Here is an 18,952-nt window from a genome sequence, read left to right as displayed (position 1 = left end):
GGGTTGAGGCGGGTTGAACGGATAAGGGCGGGGGCGGTCAGCGGGCTTTGCGTTCCAGCACGTGGCACACCACGATGCCGCTGACGATGGCCCAGAAGGCCGCACCCACACCCAGCACGGTGATGCCGCTGGCGGCGATGACGAACACCACCAGTGGCGCAAGCGAGCCCTTGCTGTTGGCGAAGGCGGCGTCGAATGACGAGGCGATGGCCGACAGCAGCGCCAGGCCCGCCAATGCCGCGACGGCTTCCCGCGGCAGGCTGGCGAACAGGCTGACAAAGGTCGAGGCGAAGGTGCCGAACACGAGATAGATCACACCGGCGCATACCGCGGCCACATAACGGCGGGTCTTGTCCGGATGCGCCTCGGGTCCGGCGACGATGGCGGCGATCATCGACGAAGGGTTGATGTTGTGGCAGCCGAACGGCGCCACCAGGATCGAGCCGGTGCCGCATAGCGTGACGACCTTGTCCACCGGCGGCTCATAACCTGCGGTCTTGAGCACTGCGAAACCCGGCAGGTACTGACCGGTGAGCACCAGCACGGTGAGCGGGATGGCAATGTTGATGGTGGCATGCCAGGTGAAGGTGGGCAGCGTCAGGACCGGACTGGCCATCGATACCGACAGGGCGGCCAGGTCCAGCTGGTCCAGCAGCAGGCATAGCGCGGTGCCGGCCGCCAGTACCGCGGCGACGGCCCAGCGTGGGGAAAAACGCCGGACCAGGAAGAAGGCCAGGATCATGCCGCCCACCAGCAGCGGCTGTTGCTGCAGCGAGCTGATGACGCCGAGCGCGAACGCCACCAGGATGCCGCCGTTCAGCGCGGATGCCACCGGCAGCGGAATCCAGCGCACCAGTTTCTGCAGCAGTCCGAATGCACCGATCAGCGTGACCAGCACATTGGACAGCACGAAGGCGCCGATCGCCTCGGACAGCGGCACGCCCACCATCGCCGTCATCAGGAAGGCGATCCCCGGTGTGGACCAGGCGGTGATCAGCGGCATCCGGTACCACAGGCTGGCGACGATGGTGGTGAGGCCGGCGGCGATCGAATAGGCCCACAGCCAGGAAATGATCTGCGCGTTGGAAAGATGGGCACTTTCCGCGACCTGGAATACCAGCACGGTCGGGCCGGCGTAGCCGACGATCACCGCCACGAGGCCGGCCATCACCGATTGCCAGGAGAAATCCCGCTTCAGCTGCTCCAGCGTGAGGAAGGTGCGCAGATTCATGGTGGTGTTGTCGTTCATATCTACCTTTGTGGAAAACGGATGGGCCCGCCGGCGCAGGGAGTGTCGCCACGCGATCACGAACACTGCGCCAGCAGCCGGCCCGCATGCGGCGGTGGCATGCCCCGGCAGGGCGGGCGTGCCGCCAGCATGGTGCCTTGCCGGAATACCGTGACATCACGCTGGATGCCGACGATGCCGACACAGACCACCGGCCGCAGCAGCGACATGAAATACGCGGTGGAAAACCGGCTGCCGCGCCCGGCAAACGAGACCCGCGGCGGCTCATCGGGAATGCCCGGTGCCAGATAGCAGGCCACCTTGATGAATCGCAGATCGGGCGTCAGCAGATGGAAACCATCGTGGTACGGGCTGTCGCGATGCGCCAGTGTCAAGAGGTTGTCGGCAAGGCCAAGCTCCGGCTCGACCGGCCAGCCTTCGTTCATCGGGTGATACGGCAGCCCATCCAGCGTATGGCATACCACCACGCTGGTGCCGGTGAAAAAACGGTCCGCCCGACACGCGACCTCGTGCAGCGCCTCTTGCAAGGCGAGCGCGGACCGGTGTTCCAGATCGTGGTTCATAGCGGCACCCGCTGCATCCAGCCGAACTCGTCCGTGGCCCGGCCGTACTGGATCGCGGTCAGCGTGCGGTACAGCGCGGCGGCCATGCTGTCGTCCGGGGCCACCGGGGCGAGTGTGTGGCGGCGGTCGCGAAAGCCGATCTCGCCCACCGGTGCGACGATGGTGGCGGTGCCGGTCAGGAAGATCTCACGCACCCGGCCGTCGTCGATATCGGCGACCAGCCCGTCGATGGTGGTCTCCTGCTCCAGCACCGGAACGCCCTGATGCCGCAGCAGGCGGATCACGCTGTCGCGCGTGATGCCGGGCAGGATGCGACCGCTCAGCGGTGGCGTGACCACCTTGTCCTGGTAGCGGATGAACACGTTGGTGATGCCCGCTTCCTCGATCAGACGGTGCCCGGCGGCGTCCAGCCACAACAGGTTGTCGTAGCCTTCGCGGCGTGCGCGTTCCAGCTCGACGATGGTCTGCCCGTAGTTGGCCGAGGTCTTGGCGTCGCCGCAGCCGCCCTGGGCGGTGCGGGCGCAATCCTCGCGCGCCACCAGCTTGAACGGCGCATCGCCGATCTGGAAATAGGGCGGTACCGGGCACAGCATGATGCAGAACACATAGCGGGACGAGCGCCGCACCCCCAGCACCGGTTCGTTGGCAAACATCACCGGCCGCGCATACAGGGCGGCGCCGCTGGTATCGGGCACCCACGCCGCCTCCAGCGCCACCAGCCGCTGCAGGCCGTCGATGAACAGCGCCTCGGGCAGCGCCGGCATGGCCATCCTGGCGCAGGACGTGTTCAGCCGTGCCGCATTGCAGCCGGGGCGGAACAGCGCGATGCCGCCATCCGCCTGGCGATAGGCCTTGAGCCCTTCGAACACGCTCTGGCCGTAATGCAGCACCAGTGCGCGCGGATCAAGCCGGAATTCGCCATAGGGCATCACGCGTGGGCTGTGCCAGCCGCGTCCGGCATCGTACTCGGCCACAAACATATGGTCCGAGACGTGTGAGCCGAACTGCACCTCGCTCAGCGCCGGCTTGGTCTGGCGCTGTGCTGCAACCTGGATATCGATGTTCATCGCTGTTTCCTGGGGATCTGCTGGGGATGAAGCCGCGGAGCGCGGGCAGTCAGGGCAGGGCGGCTACAAGCGCCAGACGTGGATGCCCATGTCGTCAAAGCCGGCCGTGTCGAAGCTGGCCTTGACGTCGATGAAGCAGCCGCCCTTGATCAGCTTCTTGCGCAAATCGGCGCTGTCGCGCTCGAGCAGCGCGCGGTGCGGCACTGCGGCGACGATGGCATCGGCGCGCGGCAGATCATCCCAGGCGTAAAGCTTGACCCCGTATTCGCGCATGGCTTCCTCGGGATCGGCATACGGGTCGTGGACGAAGACCTCGACGTCATAGCTTTTCAGCTCGTTGATCACGTCGGCCACCTTGGAATTGCGAAGATCGGCGCAGTTTTCCTTGAACGTGAGCCCCAGCACGATGGCGCGTGAATTCTTGACGTAATTGCCGGCGGCGATCATGGTCTTGACCGTCTTCTCGGCGATGAACTTGGCCATGCCATCGTTGATGCGGCGGCCGGCCAGGATCACTTGCGGGTGGTAGCCCAACATCTCGGCCTTGTGCGTCAGGTAATAGGGATCGACGCCGATGCAATGGCCACCGACAAGCCCAGGGCTGAACTTCATGAAGTTCCATTTGGTGCCGGCGGCCTTGAGCACTTCGGAGGTATCGATGCCCTGCCGGTCGAAGATGAGCGCGAGTTCGTTCATCAGCGCGATATTGAGATCGCGCTGCGTGTTCTCGATCACCTTGCACGCTTCGGCGGCCATGATGCTGTGGCAGCGATGCACGCCGGGCTTGACGATCATTTCATAGAGCCTTGCCACCCGTTCCAGCGTCTCGGGCGTATCGCCCGAGACCACTTTCACGATATTGGCCAGCGTATGTTCGCGGTCACCCGGATTGATGCGCTCGGGCGAATAGCCGACAAAGAAATCCTTTTTCCAGGTCAACCCGGATTCCCGTTCCAGTACCGGAATGCAGACTTCCTCGGTGGCACCGGGATAGACCGTGGATTCATACACCACCGTGGTGCCTTTTTTCATCTGCCGGCCCACGCTGCGGCTGGCCGAGATCAACGGCGAGAAATCGGGGATGTTCGCTTCGCCCACCGGGGTCGGCACTGCCACGATGATCATGTCGGCTTCAGCCAGCACGGTTTCGTCCGCTGAAAAGCCGGCGTGGATCGCTGCCGCCATCTCATCGTCGCTCAATTCCTGCGACGGATCCTTGCCCCGCACGCAAAGCTCCACCTTGGTCTGGTCGATATCGAAACCCACCACCCGCGCATGTTTGCCGAATTCGACCACCAAAGGCAGGCCGACATAGCCCAGCCCCACCACTGCAATCACGTTCATGTTGTTTCGCCCGGAAATTGAATCCATTGCTTGGAATGCCGGCAGCCAGGCCCTGGCCGGGCTGCTCCACCGGCAAGGCGTGCCGTGGCCAGCACCCCGACAGGGCGCCTAAGCTGCCGATCCATTGGAAATTTGTCTATTAAGGAAATTTAATGGAAAGAAAAATTCAGGTGTTATTGTCAGTTTTTGAAAAGTATGCCGTTGTTTTAAATATAATAAAGTATTAAGAAACTTAAATGTAAGAATATAAACAGGTTTTATGCAAACAGGCTGGCGCGATATATGCAATATGTCTTGCACAAGCCCCTTGGAAAATGGCTTTGAATCCATTGAGGCGAGCAGTCGATGTAGCGTTTATGCCGCACGGAGCGTTGGCTTGCGTTGGCAAATCCGGTGCTCCGGCATCGTCAGGGCAGCCACCAGACCGGCAGTGCTGATGATTCCAATGGCATGACCGACTGCAAGGGTAAGTAAGACAATAGACCAGCTGTGGCAAAGGGCAGGGGTTGAAGAAAGTCAGCGGGTGAGTCGGGCCGCGATTGCCAGGTGCCACCGGCGCGCAGTGCCGAAGCGGCGTGCCTTGCGCCCTGGCGTGGCGCTGCTAGCTTGAAGAGCGGGCCGATGACAGGAGCGAGGCGGATATGGACAGTGGGGGCAATCAGGGAGCGGGCGGCGCCAGGCGGCCGATCATCCAGAACGGCATGCTGAGCTGGGTGGCACCCCAGCATCCGCGCGTCGGGCAACCGGTAGTGCCGTTCTCAGGGCAGGGGCATCGGCTCGATCAGACCCATGGCGACCGCCATGGTCCGCTGAGTCATCAGAACATCGGCTTCCTGCGGTCATTGGCCGATCAGCAGCAGCCGCGATACCTGGGGATGAGGCACACCACCGAGCAGGCGGATCGGGTCGATAGTGCCAGGCAGGGCGGTGTGCAGCGACCCGGTTTCTACGGCGATGCGTACTCACTGGTGCCCAAGACCACCCAGCAACGCAACGACGAGGCCATGATGCAGCGCTTTCCCCAACTGTTCAGGGGGAAGGCGGATTTGCTCAAGTCGCCGGGGTTCTCGGGATCGGACCAGGAATTCAACCGTGCCGTGGAGCAGGGGATCAGAAACTCGGTGAATTGGGATCTGGCCCGGGCGCCGGGCCATACCGTCGCGCAGCGCGTGCAGCATCTGGGGGACAACACCCAGTTCGCGCTCGTCGACATGGGACGGCAGCCGGGCATGCGGACCGATGCGACCTATGGCGCCTCCACGCCCAGCTTTGGCAAGACCAATGTCCCGCCCGGGCAGGTTTTCCGCGAGATCGGCACCAGTGGCCAGCAACTGCTCAGCGAAATGCCGCATGGCTTGCGCACCGACAGGCCCTTTAGCCGGCACAACGGTTTCGAAGTGACCGAAAGCCTGGTCAGCGCCTTCGGCCGCCGGATCAACAGCGCATTGGACCAGATGCGGCCGCCGACGCCCAGCCGCGACTCTCCGGCGCAGCGGCGCGAGCGCATGGCCGCCGCCGCCGAACTGCGGATGCTGCAAAGCCAGTCGCGTGGCCGGCCCGCGCTGCGCGAGCAGCAGCATGAGCAGGTCCAGACCCTGCAGGACATCGTCCGCGCGCCGACGCGCTGACAGCTGCAGGCAGCGCCCTCCCGGAGCATCGTGAGGTGGCAGTCGGGCCGCAGGGATGCCGGGCACGCCATGCCCGGTTCCGTGTGCGTGACGCCGGTGCTGGCGGCAGGCATGTGGCTGCTGGCATGGGGCAAGGGTAAGCCTTGGGGTGGATTTCGCCCGTGGTGTCCCCATATCATTTCAGTACGCCACGCAAGCGCTGGCGTGCACCGGTGGCCGGCCGCCTTCATGCCGGCCGGGCCCGGCTCCGGTCATTGTCCATTTCAAGACGTTGATTCAATTGGAAAACAAACTAAGGGTCGCGTCCTACAACATCCACAAGGGCCTCTCCGTCTTCAACCGCCGGCTGGTGGTGCATGAGCTGCGCGCGGCGCTGAGCCGGCTGGTCCCGGACATCGTGCTGCTGCAGGAGGTGCAAGGGGCGCATCAACGGCATGCCCGGCGCTTCGCCTACTGGCCCATCGATCCGCAACACGAGTACCTGGCCGGCGGCGAGCTGACGGCGCTCTATGGCCGCAACGCCAACTACCGCCATGGCCATCACGGCAATGCGCTGCTGTCGCGCTTTCCGGTGCGGCGCTGGGACAACCACGATCTGACGCTGCACCGCTACGAGCAGCGCGGGCTCTTGCATGCGGTGCTCGAAGTGCCGGATTGGCAGCGCCCGCTGCATGCGCTGTCGGTCCATCTGAATCTGCGCGCGCAGGATCGGCGCCGGCAGCTCAAGTTGCTGGCCGAGTATGTGCTGGCCGAGGTGCCGGTGCATGCACCGGTGGTGCTGGCCGGCGATTTCAACGACTGGCGTTGCGAGGCCACGCCGTTCATGGCGCACGAGCTGGGGCTGATCGAGGCCTTCGAGACGCTGCATGGCGCACCGGCGCGCAGTTTTCCGGCCCGCCTGCCGGTGTTGACGCTGGATCGCATGTACGTGCGTGGCTTCAAGGTCGAAGTGGCCCATGTGCTGCGTGGCCTGCCCTGGACCGGGCTCTCCGACCATGCGCCGCTCTACGCGGAGCTGGTACGCGAGAGCATGCACGGATGAGGCGCCCGGCGGCGTTGGCGCGTCTGCGCGACTGGCGTCTGCCGCGCGCGGAAGTGTTCCTGCCCGGGCACCGCGTGCGACTGCTGTACAACGGCAGCGATTTCTTTCCGCTGCTGCTGGGGGAGATCGAGTGCGCGCGCGTCGAGATCTTCCTGGAAAGCTATCTGTTCGAGGCGGATGACATCGGCGAGCGCGTTGTCGCGGCGCTGGCGGCGGCAGCACTGCGCGGCGTACGGGTCAAGCTGCAGGTCGACGGTTTCGGTGCGCGGCAGTTCCCGCTGCAGTGGCAGCAGCGCCTCGCCGATGCGGGGGCGTGGCTGCTGTTCTTCCGGCCCAACACGACGTTTTCGGTCAACCGCAGCCGGCTGCGGCGGCTGCACCGCAAGCTTGCCGTGATCGATGGACGGGTGGGGTTCGTCGGCGGCATCAATATCCTGAGCGACCAGGAGCCGGGCCAGTCGGCACTGGCGCCGCGTTATGACTACGCCTTCCGGGTCGAAGGACCGGTGGTGGCGCAGATGCATGACGCGCTCGACCGGCTGTGGCGGCACAGTGCCTGGGTGCAGCTCAAGCGCAGCTGGGCGGTGCGCAGCACGGTGCCGGTGGACGTGACCGGCCGCGGCGACGTCGCGGCCGCCTTTGCCATCCGCGACAACCTGCGGCACCGGCACGATATCGAGCATGCCTACCTGAGGGCGATCCGGCACGCCCGCCACGAGATCGTGATCGCCAACGCCTACTTCCTGCCGGGCTATCGCTTCCGCCAGGCGCTGCGCGCGGCGGCGGCACGTGGCGTGACGGTGGTCCTGGTACTGCAGGGCCAGGTGGACCAGTTTCTGCTGCATTGGGCCACGCGCGCCTATTACCGGCGCTTCCTGCTGTCGGGCATGCACATCCACGAATACCAGGCCGGTTTCATGCATGCCAAGGCGGCTGTCATCGATGGCGAATGGGCAACCGTGGGCTCGAGCAACCTGGACCCGTTCAGCCTGCTGCTGGCACGGGAGGCCAATGTGTTCGTGCGCGACCGTACCCTGGCAGGCGAGCTGCGTGACGACATCTTCCGCCACATCGAGCGTGCGGCTGCGCCGGTGCGCCTGACCGATCTGCGCCGCGGTGGCCTCATGCTGCGGGCGTTGGTATGGGGATGCTTCGGGCTGGTACGGCTGATCATGAGCCTGACCCGCTACGGCGGACCGCGTTATCTGGAATGATCGCGCTTGGCGCCTGATTGCACCGCCGGCGGCGCATTGCGGTCGTATTCGAGCGTGGCGCGCAGCACGCCGCGCAGGATGTCCACCTCCTCCTGTTCGAGCCGGGCACGCTGGTAGAGGCGGCGCAACCGCGGCATCAGCCGCTTGGGCGCATACGGTTTGAGAAAGCCGATGGTGAGCAGCGTGCTTTCCAGGTGCTCCAGAAACAGTTCGACATGCTCGTGCTTGGCCAGCGGACCCGGCGTTTCCAGATGACTCACGTCGTCGTCCAGGCTGGCGCGCAATTCATAGGTGAGCACCTGCACCGCCTGCGACAGGTTCAGGCTGGCGTAGTCCGGGCTGGTGGGAATGGTGACCAGCCGGTTGCATTGGCGTACTTCGTCGATGGTCAGGCCGCTCATCTCGGTGCCGAACACCAGCGCCACCTCGCCACCCCGTTCCGCCTCCTGCAGGAGCTGCGGCGCGATCTGGCGCGGCGTGGCGAGCGGCTGCACCAGCTCGCGCCGGCGCGCGGTCATCGCCACCTGCACCGTGGTGCCCTGCAGCGCCGCTTCCAGCGAATCGACGACGATGGCGTCGGTCAGCACGTCGTCGGCACTGGAGGCGAGCGAGGTGGCGATCGGCGATGGAAACTCCTTGGGGTTCACCAGATAGAGCCGGGTCAGGCCCATGGTCTTCATCGCCCGGGCGGTCGAGCCGATGTTGCCGGGGTGGGAGGTATGGGACAGCACGACGCGGAACGCGGAAAGACAGTCGTTGGAAGGCATGGCAGACCTGTGGCGCGGGCACGCGAAAGCCTGCATGTTACTGCGCCTCGCACCGTTGTGGGTTTTGGCGCGCTGCGGCAAGCCGCGTTAGAATGCCGGGGACTTTTCGATCTTTAGAAGCGGCCGGAGCGTATCCGCCGTACACAATCCGCATCGATGCCGCGCGCAGCCGGCAGGCCGGACCTGCCGGCTGCGCATGCCGACCGCTTCTTTCGCCACAGGAACCCGCCATGCATCCGATGCTCAACACCGCAGTCCGCGCCGCCCGCCGCGCCGCTTCCGTCATCCAGCGCGCTTCGAACAACCTCGATCTGATCACGCCGGAAAAGAAGGGCCACAACGACTTCGTCTCGGAAGTCGACCGCGCCGCGGAATCGGCAATCATCGAAACCATCCTCGAAGCCTATCCCAAGCATGCCATCCTGGCCGAGGAGTCGGGCAGCCGGGGCGACTCCGAATACTGCTGGATCATCGACCCGCTCGACGGCACCACCAACTTCCTGCACGGCTTTCCGCAGTACGCCATTTCGATCGCGCTGGAGCACAAGGGCGTGATCACGCAGGCGGTGGTGTACGACCCGAACCGCAACGACCTCTTCACCGCCACGCGCGGCGTCGGTGCCTTCCTGAACGACCGGCGCATCCGCGTCTCGAAGGTGCGCGACCTCTCCGACGCGCTGATCGGCACCGGTTTTCCGTATACCAAGTTCAACAACCTGGAAACCTACCTGGCGATCTTCCGCGACATGGCGCAGCAGGCGGCCGGCGTGCGCCGTCCGGGCGCAGCGGCTCTCGATCTTGCCTACGTGGCCTGCGGCCGGTTCGACGGCTTCTTCGAATTCGATCTGAAGGTGCACGACATCGCTGCCGGCATCCTGCTGGTGCAGGAGGCGGGCGGACTGGTGACCGACCTTGCCGGCGAGGAGCACTATCTGCAGTCGGGCGATGTGCTGTGCGGCACGCCGCGCGTGTTCGGACAGATGCTGCACCTAATCAAGCAACATATGAATTGAGCTGCGGGCACGCTTGGCCCGGACGCGTCCTTTCCGGTGCTGTGGTGGGGGCGTGCGTTGCGTGGAGGTGATATGCAGGTGCTGACGGTTGCACAGCTGGAGCATCGTTTCGGCGCAGCCTATCGGGCGACCTGTTACCGGGTGCCTGACTGGGGTGTGGGCATCCGCATCGATGCGCGCCATCCGCCACTGGATCGTTTGCTGGCAGCCCAGGGTGCGTCGTGCTGGGCCGTGGTCTCGGCCAGCAATCCCTATTCGGCAGCGCAGCTGTGTGCGCATGAAAACCGTGCGCGGCAGCAGAACCTGATCGACGCGGTGGCCCGTCTGGGCTACCGCTGCCTGGACGCGGTGGGGGAACCCGATACCGCCGACTGGGCACCTGAACCGGCATTGCTGGTGCTTGATCTGCCTCGTGCCGAGGCATTGCAGCTCGGGCAGCGCTTCGAGCAGAACGCGGTGCTGCATGGTGAGGTGGGTGGCCCGGCGCAGTTGCTGTGGTGCCCCCGTTCCGCCTGAATCAGGGGAAAGACGGCGTGGCGAAGTCGCGTGCCTGGTACGGCAGGTCGCGGCTGAACAGCGCATCGCGAGCGCCATAGCCGAGGGTCGAGGTGGTGCGCCAATACAGGTAGCGCAGCGTGAGCAGTGCCGCCAGCAGCAGGAAGAACAGCCGATAGTGTTCGAAGCGGCCCAGACGCTTGAGTCCGAACAGCGTGAGGACAGCGAAGCCGCCAAAGGCAAGCTGCGAAGCGGTGTCCACCGGCACCACGGCCAGCAGTGCCAGACCAAGGGTCAGCAGCAGCGCGGCGCAGGCGGTGAGGCGGGAAGACGAAGCAACGGGCGGCAGTCGCATGAGCACGGCATCGCGCCATGGGGCGCGGCGATCACCCTGCTGATGAAGATGCGTTCTTTATAGCCAGCCGGTTCCGCGCGGAGCGCTATTAGTTGCATGGCAGGCGCGAGCATTGCCACTTAGGAGGGTGAGGGGTGAGGGGGCGCGGCTCGGGAGGGGGGATGGCACGCAGGGCATCCGGCGTGCCGTACGGGCAGGTCAGAGCGTCACGGCGTGTTCGCGGGTGGCGTGGAATACCAGCTTGGGCCAGCGCTCCTGCGTCAGCTCCAGGTTGACGCGGCTGGTGGCGAGGTAGGCGAGGCTGTCGGCCGCGTCGCGCGCCAGGTTGTTGACCAGTTGCTTTTCGAAGTCGGCCAGCATCCGCGCATCCTCGCAGGTGATCCAGCGTGCGGTATGGATGCTGGTCGACTCGAAGACCGCTTCCACGCCGTATTCGTTGGCCAACCGGCTGGCGACCACCTCGAACTGCAGCACGCCCACCGCGCCCAGGATCAGGTCCGCGCCATTGAGCGGCTTGAACACCTGGACTGCGCCTTCTTCACCCAGCTGTTGAAGACCCTTGTGCAACTGCTTGATCTTCAATGGGTTCTTGATGCGGGCGATCCGGAACAACTCGGGTGCGAAGTAGGGGATGCCGGTGAACGACAGCGGCTCGCCTTCCGAGAACGAGTCGCCGATCTGGATATTGCCGTGGTTGGGCACACCGATGATGTCGCCGGCGTAGGCCGTTTCCACCTGTTCGCGGCCCTGCGCCATGAAGGTGACCACCGAATTGGCGGCGATCTCGCGGTTCAGCCGCAGATGCCTGAATTTCATCCCGCGCTCGAACCGGCCCGAACATACCCGCAGAAAGGCGATGCGGTCGCGGTGGCGCGGGTCCATGTTGGCCTGGATCTTGAACACGAAGGCCGAGAATTTCTCCTCGGTCGGGTCGATCGCCCGGATGGTGGCATCGCGTGGGCCCGGTGCGGGCGCCCAGTCGACCAGCGAATCGAGGATCTCGCGCACGCCGAAGTTGTTGATCGCCGAGCCGAAGAACACTGGTGTCAGCGTGCCGGCGAGGAATTCATCCAGCACGAAGGGGTGCGAGGCCCCGCGTACCAGTTCCAGCTCCATCCGGGTCTGCTCGATCTCCAGTGGGAACAGTTCGTCCAGCCGCGGATTGTCGATGCCCTCGATCACCTCGACTTCGTCGAGCGGACCCTGGCCGGGGGTGAACAGCAGCACCTGGTCCTTGTGGATGTGGTACACCCCGCGGAAGGTCTTGCCCATGCCGACCGGCCAGGTGATGGGTGCGCAGCGGATCTTGAGGATGCTTTCCACCTCGTCCAGCAGTTCCAGCGAATCGCGCACTTCCCGGTCGTACTTGTTCATGAAGGTGACGATGGGCGTATTGCGCAGCCGGCACACGTTCAGGAGCTTGATGGTCTGTTCCTCCACCCCCTTGGCGGCGTCGATCACCATTAGCGCCGAGTCGACGGCGGTGAGCACCCGGTAGGTGTCTTCCGAGAAATCCTGGTGGCCGGGTGTGTCGAGCAGGTTGACCACATGCTCGCGGTAGTCGAACTGCATCACGCTGGAAGCGACCGAGATGCCGCGCTGCTTTTCGATCTCCATCCAGTCTGAGGTGGCGAACTTGCCGCCCTTCTTGCCTTTGACGGTGCCCGCCATCTGGATGGCACCCGAGAAGAACAGCAGCTTCTCGGTCAACGTGGTCTTACCCGCATCGGGGTGGGAGATGATGGCGAAGGTGCGGCGTTGCGCGACTTCGTGGGCGATCTCGCTCATGGCGTGGCACCGCTGGCAAAAACGGCGGATTGTACGGCAAGCGCCGTTGCGGCAAAAGCAGGATCAGCGCGCCGGCGCGGCCGGAGCGTCGCTGGGCAGCAGCAGTGTGAACACAGCACCGCCCTCGGGGTGGTTGGCGGCGAAGATCTCGCCGCCGTGGTCCTGCATGATCTGACGGCTGATGGCGAGGCCCAACCCGGTGCCGCCGCCCGGATCGCGCACGCGGCTGCTCTGGATGAACTTGTCGAAGATCAGCTCCTCCTCGCCTTCCGGGATGCCCGGCCCATGGTCGCGCACCGTCAGCCCCACGCCGGGCATGCCGTCCTGCAGCAGCGACAGCTCCAGGAAGCGGATCTCGATCCCGCCGTTGGTGCGGCTGAACTTGATGGCGTTCGAGAGCAGATTGACCACCACCTGGGTCAGCCGCGCACGGTCGAACATCGCAAACAGCGGCGAGGCACCCTCGTCCATGTCCAGATGCAGGCCGCGCGCGTTGAGCAGCGGCGCGATCTCCTGCACCGCGCCCTGCACGGTCTGCTGCAGGTTGCTGCGCGCCTTGTCGTAGGTCATCCGGTTGGCTTCCAGCCGCGACATGTCCAGCAGATCGTTCAGCAACACCAGCAGCCGGTTGCCGCTGGAATGGATGCGTTCGAAATAGCGTGCGAGGTTGTTCGGTTCGGTCTTGCCGGACTTGGACAACCCCATCTCGGAGAACGACAGGATGGCATGCATGGGCGTACGCAGCTCATGCGACATGTTGGCGAGGAAGGCCGACTTGGCCAGGTTGGCTGCTTCAGCGGATTCCTTGGCCTCCACCATGTTGCGTTCGATCTCCTTGAGGTAGGAGATGTTGGTCAGGAAGGCGAACGCGTATTCCAGCACCCGGTTGTCGTCGAGGATCGCCGCCGAATTCACCAGGAACGGCATCGCGTCGCTGTTGATGGTCAGCAGCGTCACTTCCTCGATATGGTTGAGCGTGACGTCGCGCTCGGCCAGATCAGGGGGAAAGATCTGCGCCGCTGCCTCGCCCCACATGCGCTCGGGCTGCTGACCGATCAGGTCCTCGCGCCGGTAGCCCAGCAGCAGGCAGAACGCCTGGTTGACGTCGACGATATGGCGCTCGGCATCGACCAGGATGAAGCCGTCGGCCGTGGTATCGATGATGGTGCGCTTCAGGCGTTCGGATTGGCGCAGCGCCTGCGCGGCGATCCGTTGCGCGGTCACATCCTCGATCACGCAGATCACCCCCTTGGCCGCGTCGCCCGGTACCAACGCCTTGGCGTAGACCATGGCCCAGAAGTTCGAATGGTCGCGCCGGTAAAGCTCCACCTCGCCGCGGAACACGCCGCCGGCGCTGACGCGGGCCCATACCGTCTGCATGATCTCGTCGTAGCGGCCGGGCGAGGCGAACAGCGAATGGGTGGGCAGGCCGATGATGTCGCTGGCGTTGAAGCCGAACAGGGTCTCGAACACCGGGTTGACGAGGCGCACCGAGTTCTTGACCGACAGCATGATGGCAAGCGGACTCGCATCCAGCACGGTGCGGATCTCAGTGGTGCGTTCCAGCACCAGATCCTGCAGGTGGTCGCGGTGGCGGCGCAGCTCACGCTCGGTGTTCTGCTGCTCGGTGGTGTCGCGTACTGTGCAGCAGGCGTAGGCGGCGGCGTTGAATTCGATATGGCTGAACGTGATCTCCACCGGCAGCAGGTTGCCGGTCTGGTCACGCAGGTGGCTGTTAAGGATCAGCCGGCGATCGCTGTTCAGCTTGTCCCAGATGTCCTGCCACTGCATGTCCCCCATGTCGGGGAACAGGTCGGTCAGATGCGAGGCGAGCAGTTCCTCGCGCCCCAGCCCGCTCTGGCGCTCGGCGGCATGGTTGGTGTAGCGCAGCTGCCCGGCCTGATCGGCCCACAACACCACGTCGGGCGATTCATCGACGGTGAATTGCGTCAGGTAGAGCCGCGATTCGATCTCCTCCACGTGGCGCAACTGGCGCAGCAGCAGGTACAACAGCACCGTCACCACCAGCACCAGCGTGATCGCGCCGATGGCGCGGGTGGTGAGATCGCTGCGGAATTTGCCCAGCGCGCTGTCCAGGTCCACCGAGATATGCACGATCAGCGGCAGTTCGCTGCTGCTGGTATGGAATACCGAAAGCCGGTCCGCGCCGCCGCTGTTGTCGCGCTCGCGATACACCGAGGCCTGCTTGAGCCGCCGGGCCTCGAACTCCAGTGGCGCCGCTTCACGCACATTGCTGCCGAGTGTCTTTGCAGAGAACGGGAAGTTGAGCAGCACCATGCCGTCGCCGCGCAGCAGTTCCACCCGGGTGGACGGCGGCAGCTTGAGCGATTGGTAGAAGCGCAGGAAATACTCCGGCTCCACCCCGGCCAGCACCACGCCGCCGAAGCTGCCGTCGGGCCGGTCGATGCGCCGGGTGACCGGGATCAACCACAGATTGTCGGTGCGGCTGATGACCGGCTTGTCCATGCGCAGCCGCAAATCGTTGAAGGTGCGGTGGTAGACGAAGTAGTCACGGTCGGCGAGATTGACGCGGCGCGCCGGGTATTCGAGCCCGTGCGCACGGATGTCGCCGTTGGCGTCGATGGTGATGATGCCGCGCGTCTGCGGCGTGAGCCGCACCTTGTCGCGCAGCAGCACATGCATGCTGTATTCCTCGGCACGATCGACGCCGCCCAGGTCCTCCAGGCTCTCGACGATGTTCTGCATGCCTTGCTCGACCGAGATGAAGGTGCGCGTCGCGTGCTCGTCCAGCGAGCGGGCCAACGAGAGCTGCTGCCGCTCCAGGCTGATCAGCGTGTCCTGGTAGTCGCGCATGCTCATCCAGAACAGCGCTGTCCCCACTGCCACCAGCAGCGCGCAGTAGAACACGATCAGGCCGATGCGCAACGGCTTGAGCGAGGTGTGCGGCGCCTCGGGCGGGCGCTGTTGGAAGAGCCTGTTCATTAAGCGCTCAAGGTGGATCAGCGTTTGGCTTCCAGCTGCTCCCAACGTTCGAGTTTGTCCAGGAGGGCCGCTTCGATGGCGTCGATTCTATCCTGCATTTGCCTGGCCTTGAGCGGCTCGCTGCGGTAGAGCGCAGGATCCAGCAGCGCCTGCTGCAGTGTGGCCTGCTCGGTTTCCAACTGTTCGATCTCACCGGGCAGGCGTTCCAGCTCGCGCTGCTCGTTGTAGCCGAGTTTCTGGCTTCTGGCGCGCGCGCGTTCCGCGGGCGCTGCCGGCCGGGGAGCGGCAGACTCGGTCTTCTTCACCGCCGGCGTGGCGGCGCGTCGCGCCTGCACCGCCTGGTAGTCGCTGTAGCCACCGGGGTTCTCCACCAGCATGCCGTCGCCCTCGAACGCGATGGTCTGCGTGACCACGTTGTCCAGGAACGCCCGGTCATGGCTGACCAGGAACACCGTGCCCGGATAGTCGGCCAGCAACGCCTCCAGCAGATCCAGGGTATCGATGTCCAGATCGTTGGTCGGCTCGTCGAGCACCAGCACGTTGGCCGGCCTGGTGAACAGCATGGCCAGCAAAAGCCGGTTGCGCTCGCCGCCCGAAAGCGATCTGACCGGGCTGCGCGCACGTTCCGGTGCGAACAGGAACTCCTCCAGATAGCCCATCACATGCTTCTTCGCCCCGCCGATCTCGACATAGTCTTTGCCCTGGCCGATCACATCGACGATGGCCGCCTCCTCGTCCAGCTGGGTACGGAACTGATCGAAGTAGGCCACCTGCAGATTGGTGCCGCGCTTGATGGTGCCACTGTCGGGCGCCAGTTCGCCCAGGATCAGTTTCAGCAGCGTGGTCTTGCCGATGCCGTTGGGGCCGATCAGGCCGACCCGGTCGCCCCGCATCAGCCGGGTGGTGAAATCGCGCACGATCACCTTTTCGCGGCCGGCTTCGTCGCGATAGGACTTGCAGACGTGCTCGAACTCGGCAACGAGCTTGCCCGAGCGCTCGCCCGCGTCGAGCTGGAAATTCACCCGGCCCTGGCGTTCCCGGCGCGCGGTTCGTTCGCGGCGCAGCGCCTCCAATCGGCGTACCCGGCCCTCATTGCGGGTGCGCCGTGCTTCGACTCCCTTGCGGATCCACACCTCCTCCTGGGCGAGGAACTTGTCGAATTTGCGGTTGACCGTTTCCTCCTGCGCCAGCAGCTCGGTCTTGCGGGCCTCGTAGGCGCTGAAGTTGCCCGGAAAACCGGTCACGCGGCCGCGGTCTAGTTCGATGATGCGGGTGGCCACGTTGTCCAGGAAGCGCCGATCGTGGGTGACGAAGAGCACGCTGCCGGCAAAGCCGTTGAGCAGCGTCTCGAGCCACTCGATCGCGGTCACGTCCAGATGATTGGTCGGCTCGTCCAGCAGCAACAGCTGCGGTTCAGAGACCAGTGCCCGGGCCAGCGCCACCCGCTTCTTCCAGCCGCCAGACAGCGCGGCGACGGGCACATCGGGCGCCAGGCCCAGATGTGACAGCGTGGCATGGATCGATGCATCGAAACGCCAGCCGTCGCGCGCCTCCAGCGCCGACTGCAGCTCGGTGAGCCGCGCCAGCGCCGCTGCACTGCCGTCCTGGTGCAGGGCCGCATGGTGATAGTCGGTCAGCAGCTGCCGCAGATCGCCCAGGCCGTCGGCCACGGCCTCGAACACCGTGGCGCCTTCGGCAAACTGCGGCTCCTGCGCCACATAGGCCACGCGCGCGTCCTGGGCGATGCGGATTTCGCCGTCGTCAAGCTTGATCACGCCGGCGATGGCCTTGAGCAGCGAGGATTTTCCCTGGCCGTTGCGCCCGATCAGTCCGGCCCGCTCCCCGGCCTCCAACGCCAGTGTGGCCTGGGACAGCAGGGGCCAGTGGCCGAAGGCGAGACTGGCTTGTTCGACGAGCAGGAGCGGCATGATCAGCATGGAAGGGAAAGGTCGGGCGATTATACCTGCGGCGCGCGGTTGCCGACCGTCACTGACAAGGGCCGGGACCGCAGCGGCATTTGCCGCTAGAATCGGCGCATGCGTATTGTCAATTCCATTTGCATGGCCGCCGCGTTGCTGCTGGCCGGTCCTGCCGCGCAGGCCGAGGGCGCACGGGCTGCCGCCGCCGATGCGGCGCATCCGCAGCTGGAGGGGCCCACCGACCTTGCCGAGGGCGACTACGACCCGGCCAATCCGCCGCGCCGTCTGCGGGTGCTGGTCGCCAAGGGGCCAAGCACCTTCTTCTTCCGCAACGGCGCCCCGCACGGGGTCGAGCAGCACATGCTCGCCGAATTGGAACTCTTCCTGAACCGCAACCGGCCCGCCAGCCGCCCGCCGACCCGGGTGCTGTATGTACCGATCGAGCAGGGCGAGCTGATCGCGGCACTGGTGGAAGGGCGGGGCGACATGGCCGCCGGCCTGATGCCGGTGCTGCCCTCGGTGGCGCAACTGGTGCGCTACACCGAACCCTACCTCACCGATGCCTGGTGCCTGGTACGGCATCGTGAGCGTGCCGCGCTGGCGGATCTGTCGGCGCTGCAGGAGACGCCGTTGACCCTGCCCAAGGCCGGTTTCGCACGCCGCCTGGTGGCCGGGCACGGCGAGGTGCGGGTGATGGATGCGGTCGAAGGTGCCAGTGCGGAAAGCCTGCTGTTGTCGATCAATTCGGGTGGCGACACGGTCACGCTGGCCAGCCGCTATGTCTTCAAGCTGTGGCAGAAGCGCCTGCCCAACCTGCGGCTGGACGGCTGTGTCGACGAGGCGGTGCCGGTGGCGTGGGCCGTGTCGCCGCGGCATACACAGTTGCTGGACGAGCTGAACCGCTTCATCGCAGCCAAGGGCCGGCTGGCGTCGCAGGCAGCCGCGCAGACGCAGCGCCTTCTGCCGGTGGACGGCCGGGCGGTGCTTCCCGAGCGGGCGGCCGCGGGACTCGACCGCCTGGCGGTGCTGGGGCCGGTGTTCCGGATGGTGGCGGCTGCCAACGACATGGACTGGCTGCTGCTGGCCGCGATCGGCCAGCGCGAATCGAAGCTGCGCGCGGTCAAGCGCGAGAACGGCCCGACCGGGGTGATGCAGGTCAACCCGAGCACCGCACGCAAGATGGGGGTGAAGGACCCGCACGGCAACGAGGGCAACATCACCGCGGCGGCGCGCTACCTGTCGTATCTGCGCAGGCTGTTCACCCACTCGGAGATCACCGAGGATGATCAGCTCTATTTCATGCTCGCCGCTTACAACGCCGGCGAAGGGCGGGTGCAGCAACTGCGGCGGCAGGCGGCCCGGGAGGGGCTGGACCCGAACCGCTGGGGTGGCAACGTGGAACTGGTGGCCAGGCGGATGGTGGGCCAGCGCCTGTTGGACTACGTCTCGTCGGTCAACCGCTTCTATCTGGCCTATCAGGCGGCGGAGCGCCTGCCGGCCCCGAGCATGGCAGCGGCCAGCGCGGTCGAGCCACGCTAGCCTCG

Annotated in this window: 15 protein-coding genes; 6 read left to right on the top strand and 9 right to left on the bottom strand. The window is 65.4% G+C overall.

All coding sequences use genetic code 11. The annotated features are described in order from the left end of the window. Positions 1–37: 37 nt before the first annotated feature. From N8I74_RS12490 to N8I74_RS12475, 4 genes are all read right to left on the bottom strand, one after another. Positions 38–1,249, bottom strand: coding sequence for a benzoate/H(+) symporter BenE family transporter (locus tag N8I74_RS12490; RefSeq protein ID WP_263123437.1), 1,212 nt, complete (start codon positions 1,247–1,249; stop codon positions 38–40). Positions 1,250–1,305: 56 nt separating this feature from the next. Beyond that, complete coding sequence (locus N8I74_RS12485; RefSeq protein ID WP_263123436.1) at positions 1,306–1,812, bottom strand: diadenylate cyclase; 507 nt, start codon at positions 1,810–1,812, stop codon at positions 1,306–1,308. Continuing rightward, entirely contained in the window at positions 1,809–2,879 is a 1,071-nt protein-coding gene (locus tag N8I74_RS12480) for a branched-chain amino acid aminotransferase (protein WP_263123435.1), read from the bottom strand. The genes N8I74_RS12485 and N8I74_RS12480 overlap by 4 nt, the downstream gene beginning before the upstream one ends. A 63-nt stretch (positions 2,880–2,942) precedes the next feature. Continuing rightward, positions 2,943–4,223: a nucleotide sugar dehydrogenase gene (locus tag N8I74_RS12475; RefSeq protein WP_263123434.1), complete on the bottom strand. Its 1,281-nt coding sequence runs from the start codon at positions 4,221–4,223 to the stop codon at positions 2,943–2,945. A gap of 641 nt (positions 4,224–4,864) precedes the next feature. On the opposite strand from N8I74_RS12475, the gene N8I74_RS12470 reads away from it, so the two are divergent. The 3 genes from N8I74_RS12470 (at position 4,865) to clsB (ending at position 8,107) form a co-directional block, all read left to right on the top strand. After that, complete coding sequence (locus tag N8I74_RS12470) at positions 4,865–5,851, top strand: hypothetical protein (protein WP_263123433.1); 987 nt, start codon at positions 4,865–4,867, stop codon at positions 5,849–5,851. 280 nt (positions 5,852–6,131) lie between these two features. Next, entirely contained in the window at positions 6,132–6,893 is a 762-nt protein-coding gene (locus N8I74_RS12465) for an endonuclease/exonuclease/phosphatase family protein (protein WP_263123432.1), read from the top strand. Next, positions 6,890–8,107 (top strand): cardiolipin synthase ClsB, encoded by a 1,218-nt coding sequence (gene clsB / locus N8I74_RS12460; RefSeq protein ID WP_263123431.1) that lies wholly within the window; start codon positions 6,890–6,892, stop codon positions 8,105–8,107. The genes N8I74_RS12465 and clsB overlap by 4 nt, the downstream gene beginning before the upstream one ends. Here clsB and N8I74_RS12455 read toward each other — a convergent pair. Then, positions 8,095–8,874, bottom strand: a complete 780-nt coding sequence (locus tag N8I74_RS12455) for an RNA methyltransferase (RefSeq protein WP_263123430.1) — start codon at positions 8,872–8,874, stop codon at positions 8,095–8,097. The genes clsB and N8I74_RS12455 overlap by 13 nt on opposite strands. Before the next feature lie 230 nt (positions 8,875–9,104). Between N8I74_RS12455 and N8I74_RS12450 the strand changes: the two genes are divergently transcribed. Continuing rightward, positions 9,105–9,887, top strand: a complete 783-nt coding sequence (locus N8I74_RS12450; RefSeq protein WP_263123429.1) for an inositol monophosphatase family protein — start codon at positions 9,105–9,107, stop codon at positions 9,885–9,887. A gap of 72 nt (positions 9,888–9,959) precedes the next feature. Continuing rightward, the gene (locus N8I74_RS12445; protein ID WP_263123428.1) at positions 9,960–10,403 is read left to right on the top strand and encodes a DUF3293 domain-containing protein; all 444 of its coding nucleotides are present in this window, start codon (positions 9,960–9,962) and stop codon (positions 10,401–10,403) included. A gap of 1 nt (position 10,404) precedes the next feature. On the opposite strand, the gene N8I74_RS12440 is transcribed toward N8I74_RS12445, so the two are convergent. The 4 genes from N8I74_RS12440 to N8I74_RS12425 form a co-directional block, all read right to left on the bottom strand. Beyond that, entirely contained in the window at positions 10,405–10,743 is a 339-nt protein-coding gene (locus N8I74_RS12440) for a hypothetical protein (RefSeq protein ID WP_263123427.1), read from the bottom strand. A gap of 192 nt (positions 10,744–10,935) precedes the next feature. Next, positions 10,936–12,525 carry a peptide chain release factor 3 gene (locus tag N8I74_RS12435; RefSeq protein WP_263123426.1) on the bottom strand — a complete coding sequence of 530 codons (1,590 nt, stop codon included), beginning with the start codon at positions 12,523–12,525 and terminating at the stop codon, positions 10,936–10,938. 63 nt (positions 12,526–12,588) lie between these two features. Continuing rightward, the gene (locus N8I74_RS12430; RefSeq protein ID WP_263123425.1) at positions 12,589–15,489 is read right to left on the bottom strand and encodes a PAS domain S-box protein; all 2,901 of its coding nucleotides are present in this window, start codon (positions 15,487–15,489) and stop codon (positions 12,589–12,591) included. A gap of 17 nt (positions 15,490–15,506) precedes the next feature. After that, positions 15,507–17,417, bottom strand: coding sequence for an ATP-binding cassette domain-containing protein (locus N8I74_RS12425; RefSeq protein WP_263123424.1), 1,911 nt, complete (start codon positions 17,415–17,417; stop codon positions 15,507–15,509). 108 nt (positions 17,418–17,525) lie between these two features. On the opposite strand from N8I74_RS12425, the gene N8I74_RS12420 reads away from it, so the two are divergent. Beyond that, on the top strand, positions 17,526–18,947 hold the full coding sequence (locus tag N8I74_RS12420; RefSeq protein ID WP_263123423.1) for an MltF family protein: 1,422 nt from the start codon (positions 17,526–17,528) through the stop codon (positions 18,945–18,947). Positions 18,948–18,952: the final 5 nt, after the last annotated feature.

The sequence above is a fragment of the Chitiniphilus purpureus genome (assembly GCF_025642115.1).
Lineage (GTDB): Bacteria > Pseudomonadota > Gammaproteobacteria > Burkholderiales > Chitinibacteraceae > Chitiniphilus > Chitiniphilus purpureus.
Note: the sequence above shows the minus strand (reverse complement) of the source record. Positions and strands in the feature narration are given on the sequence as shown.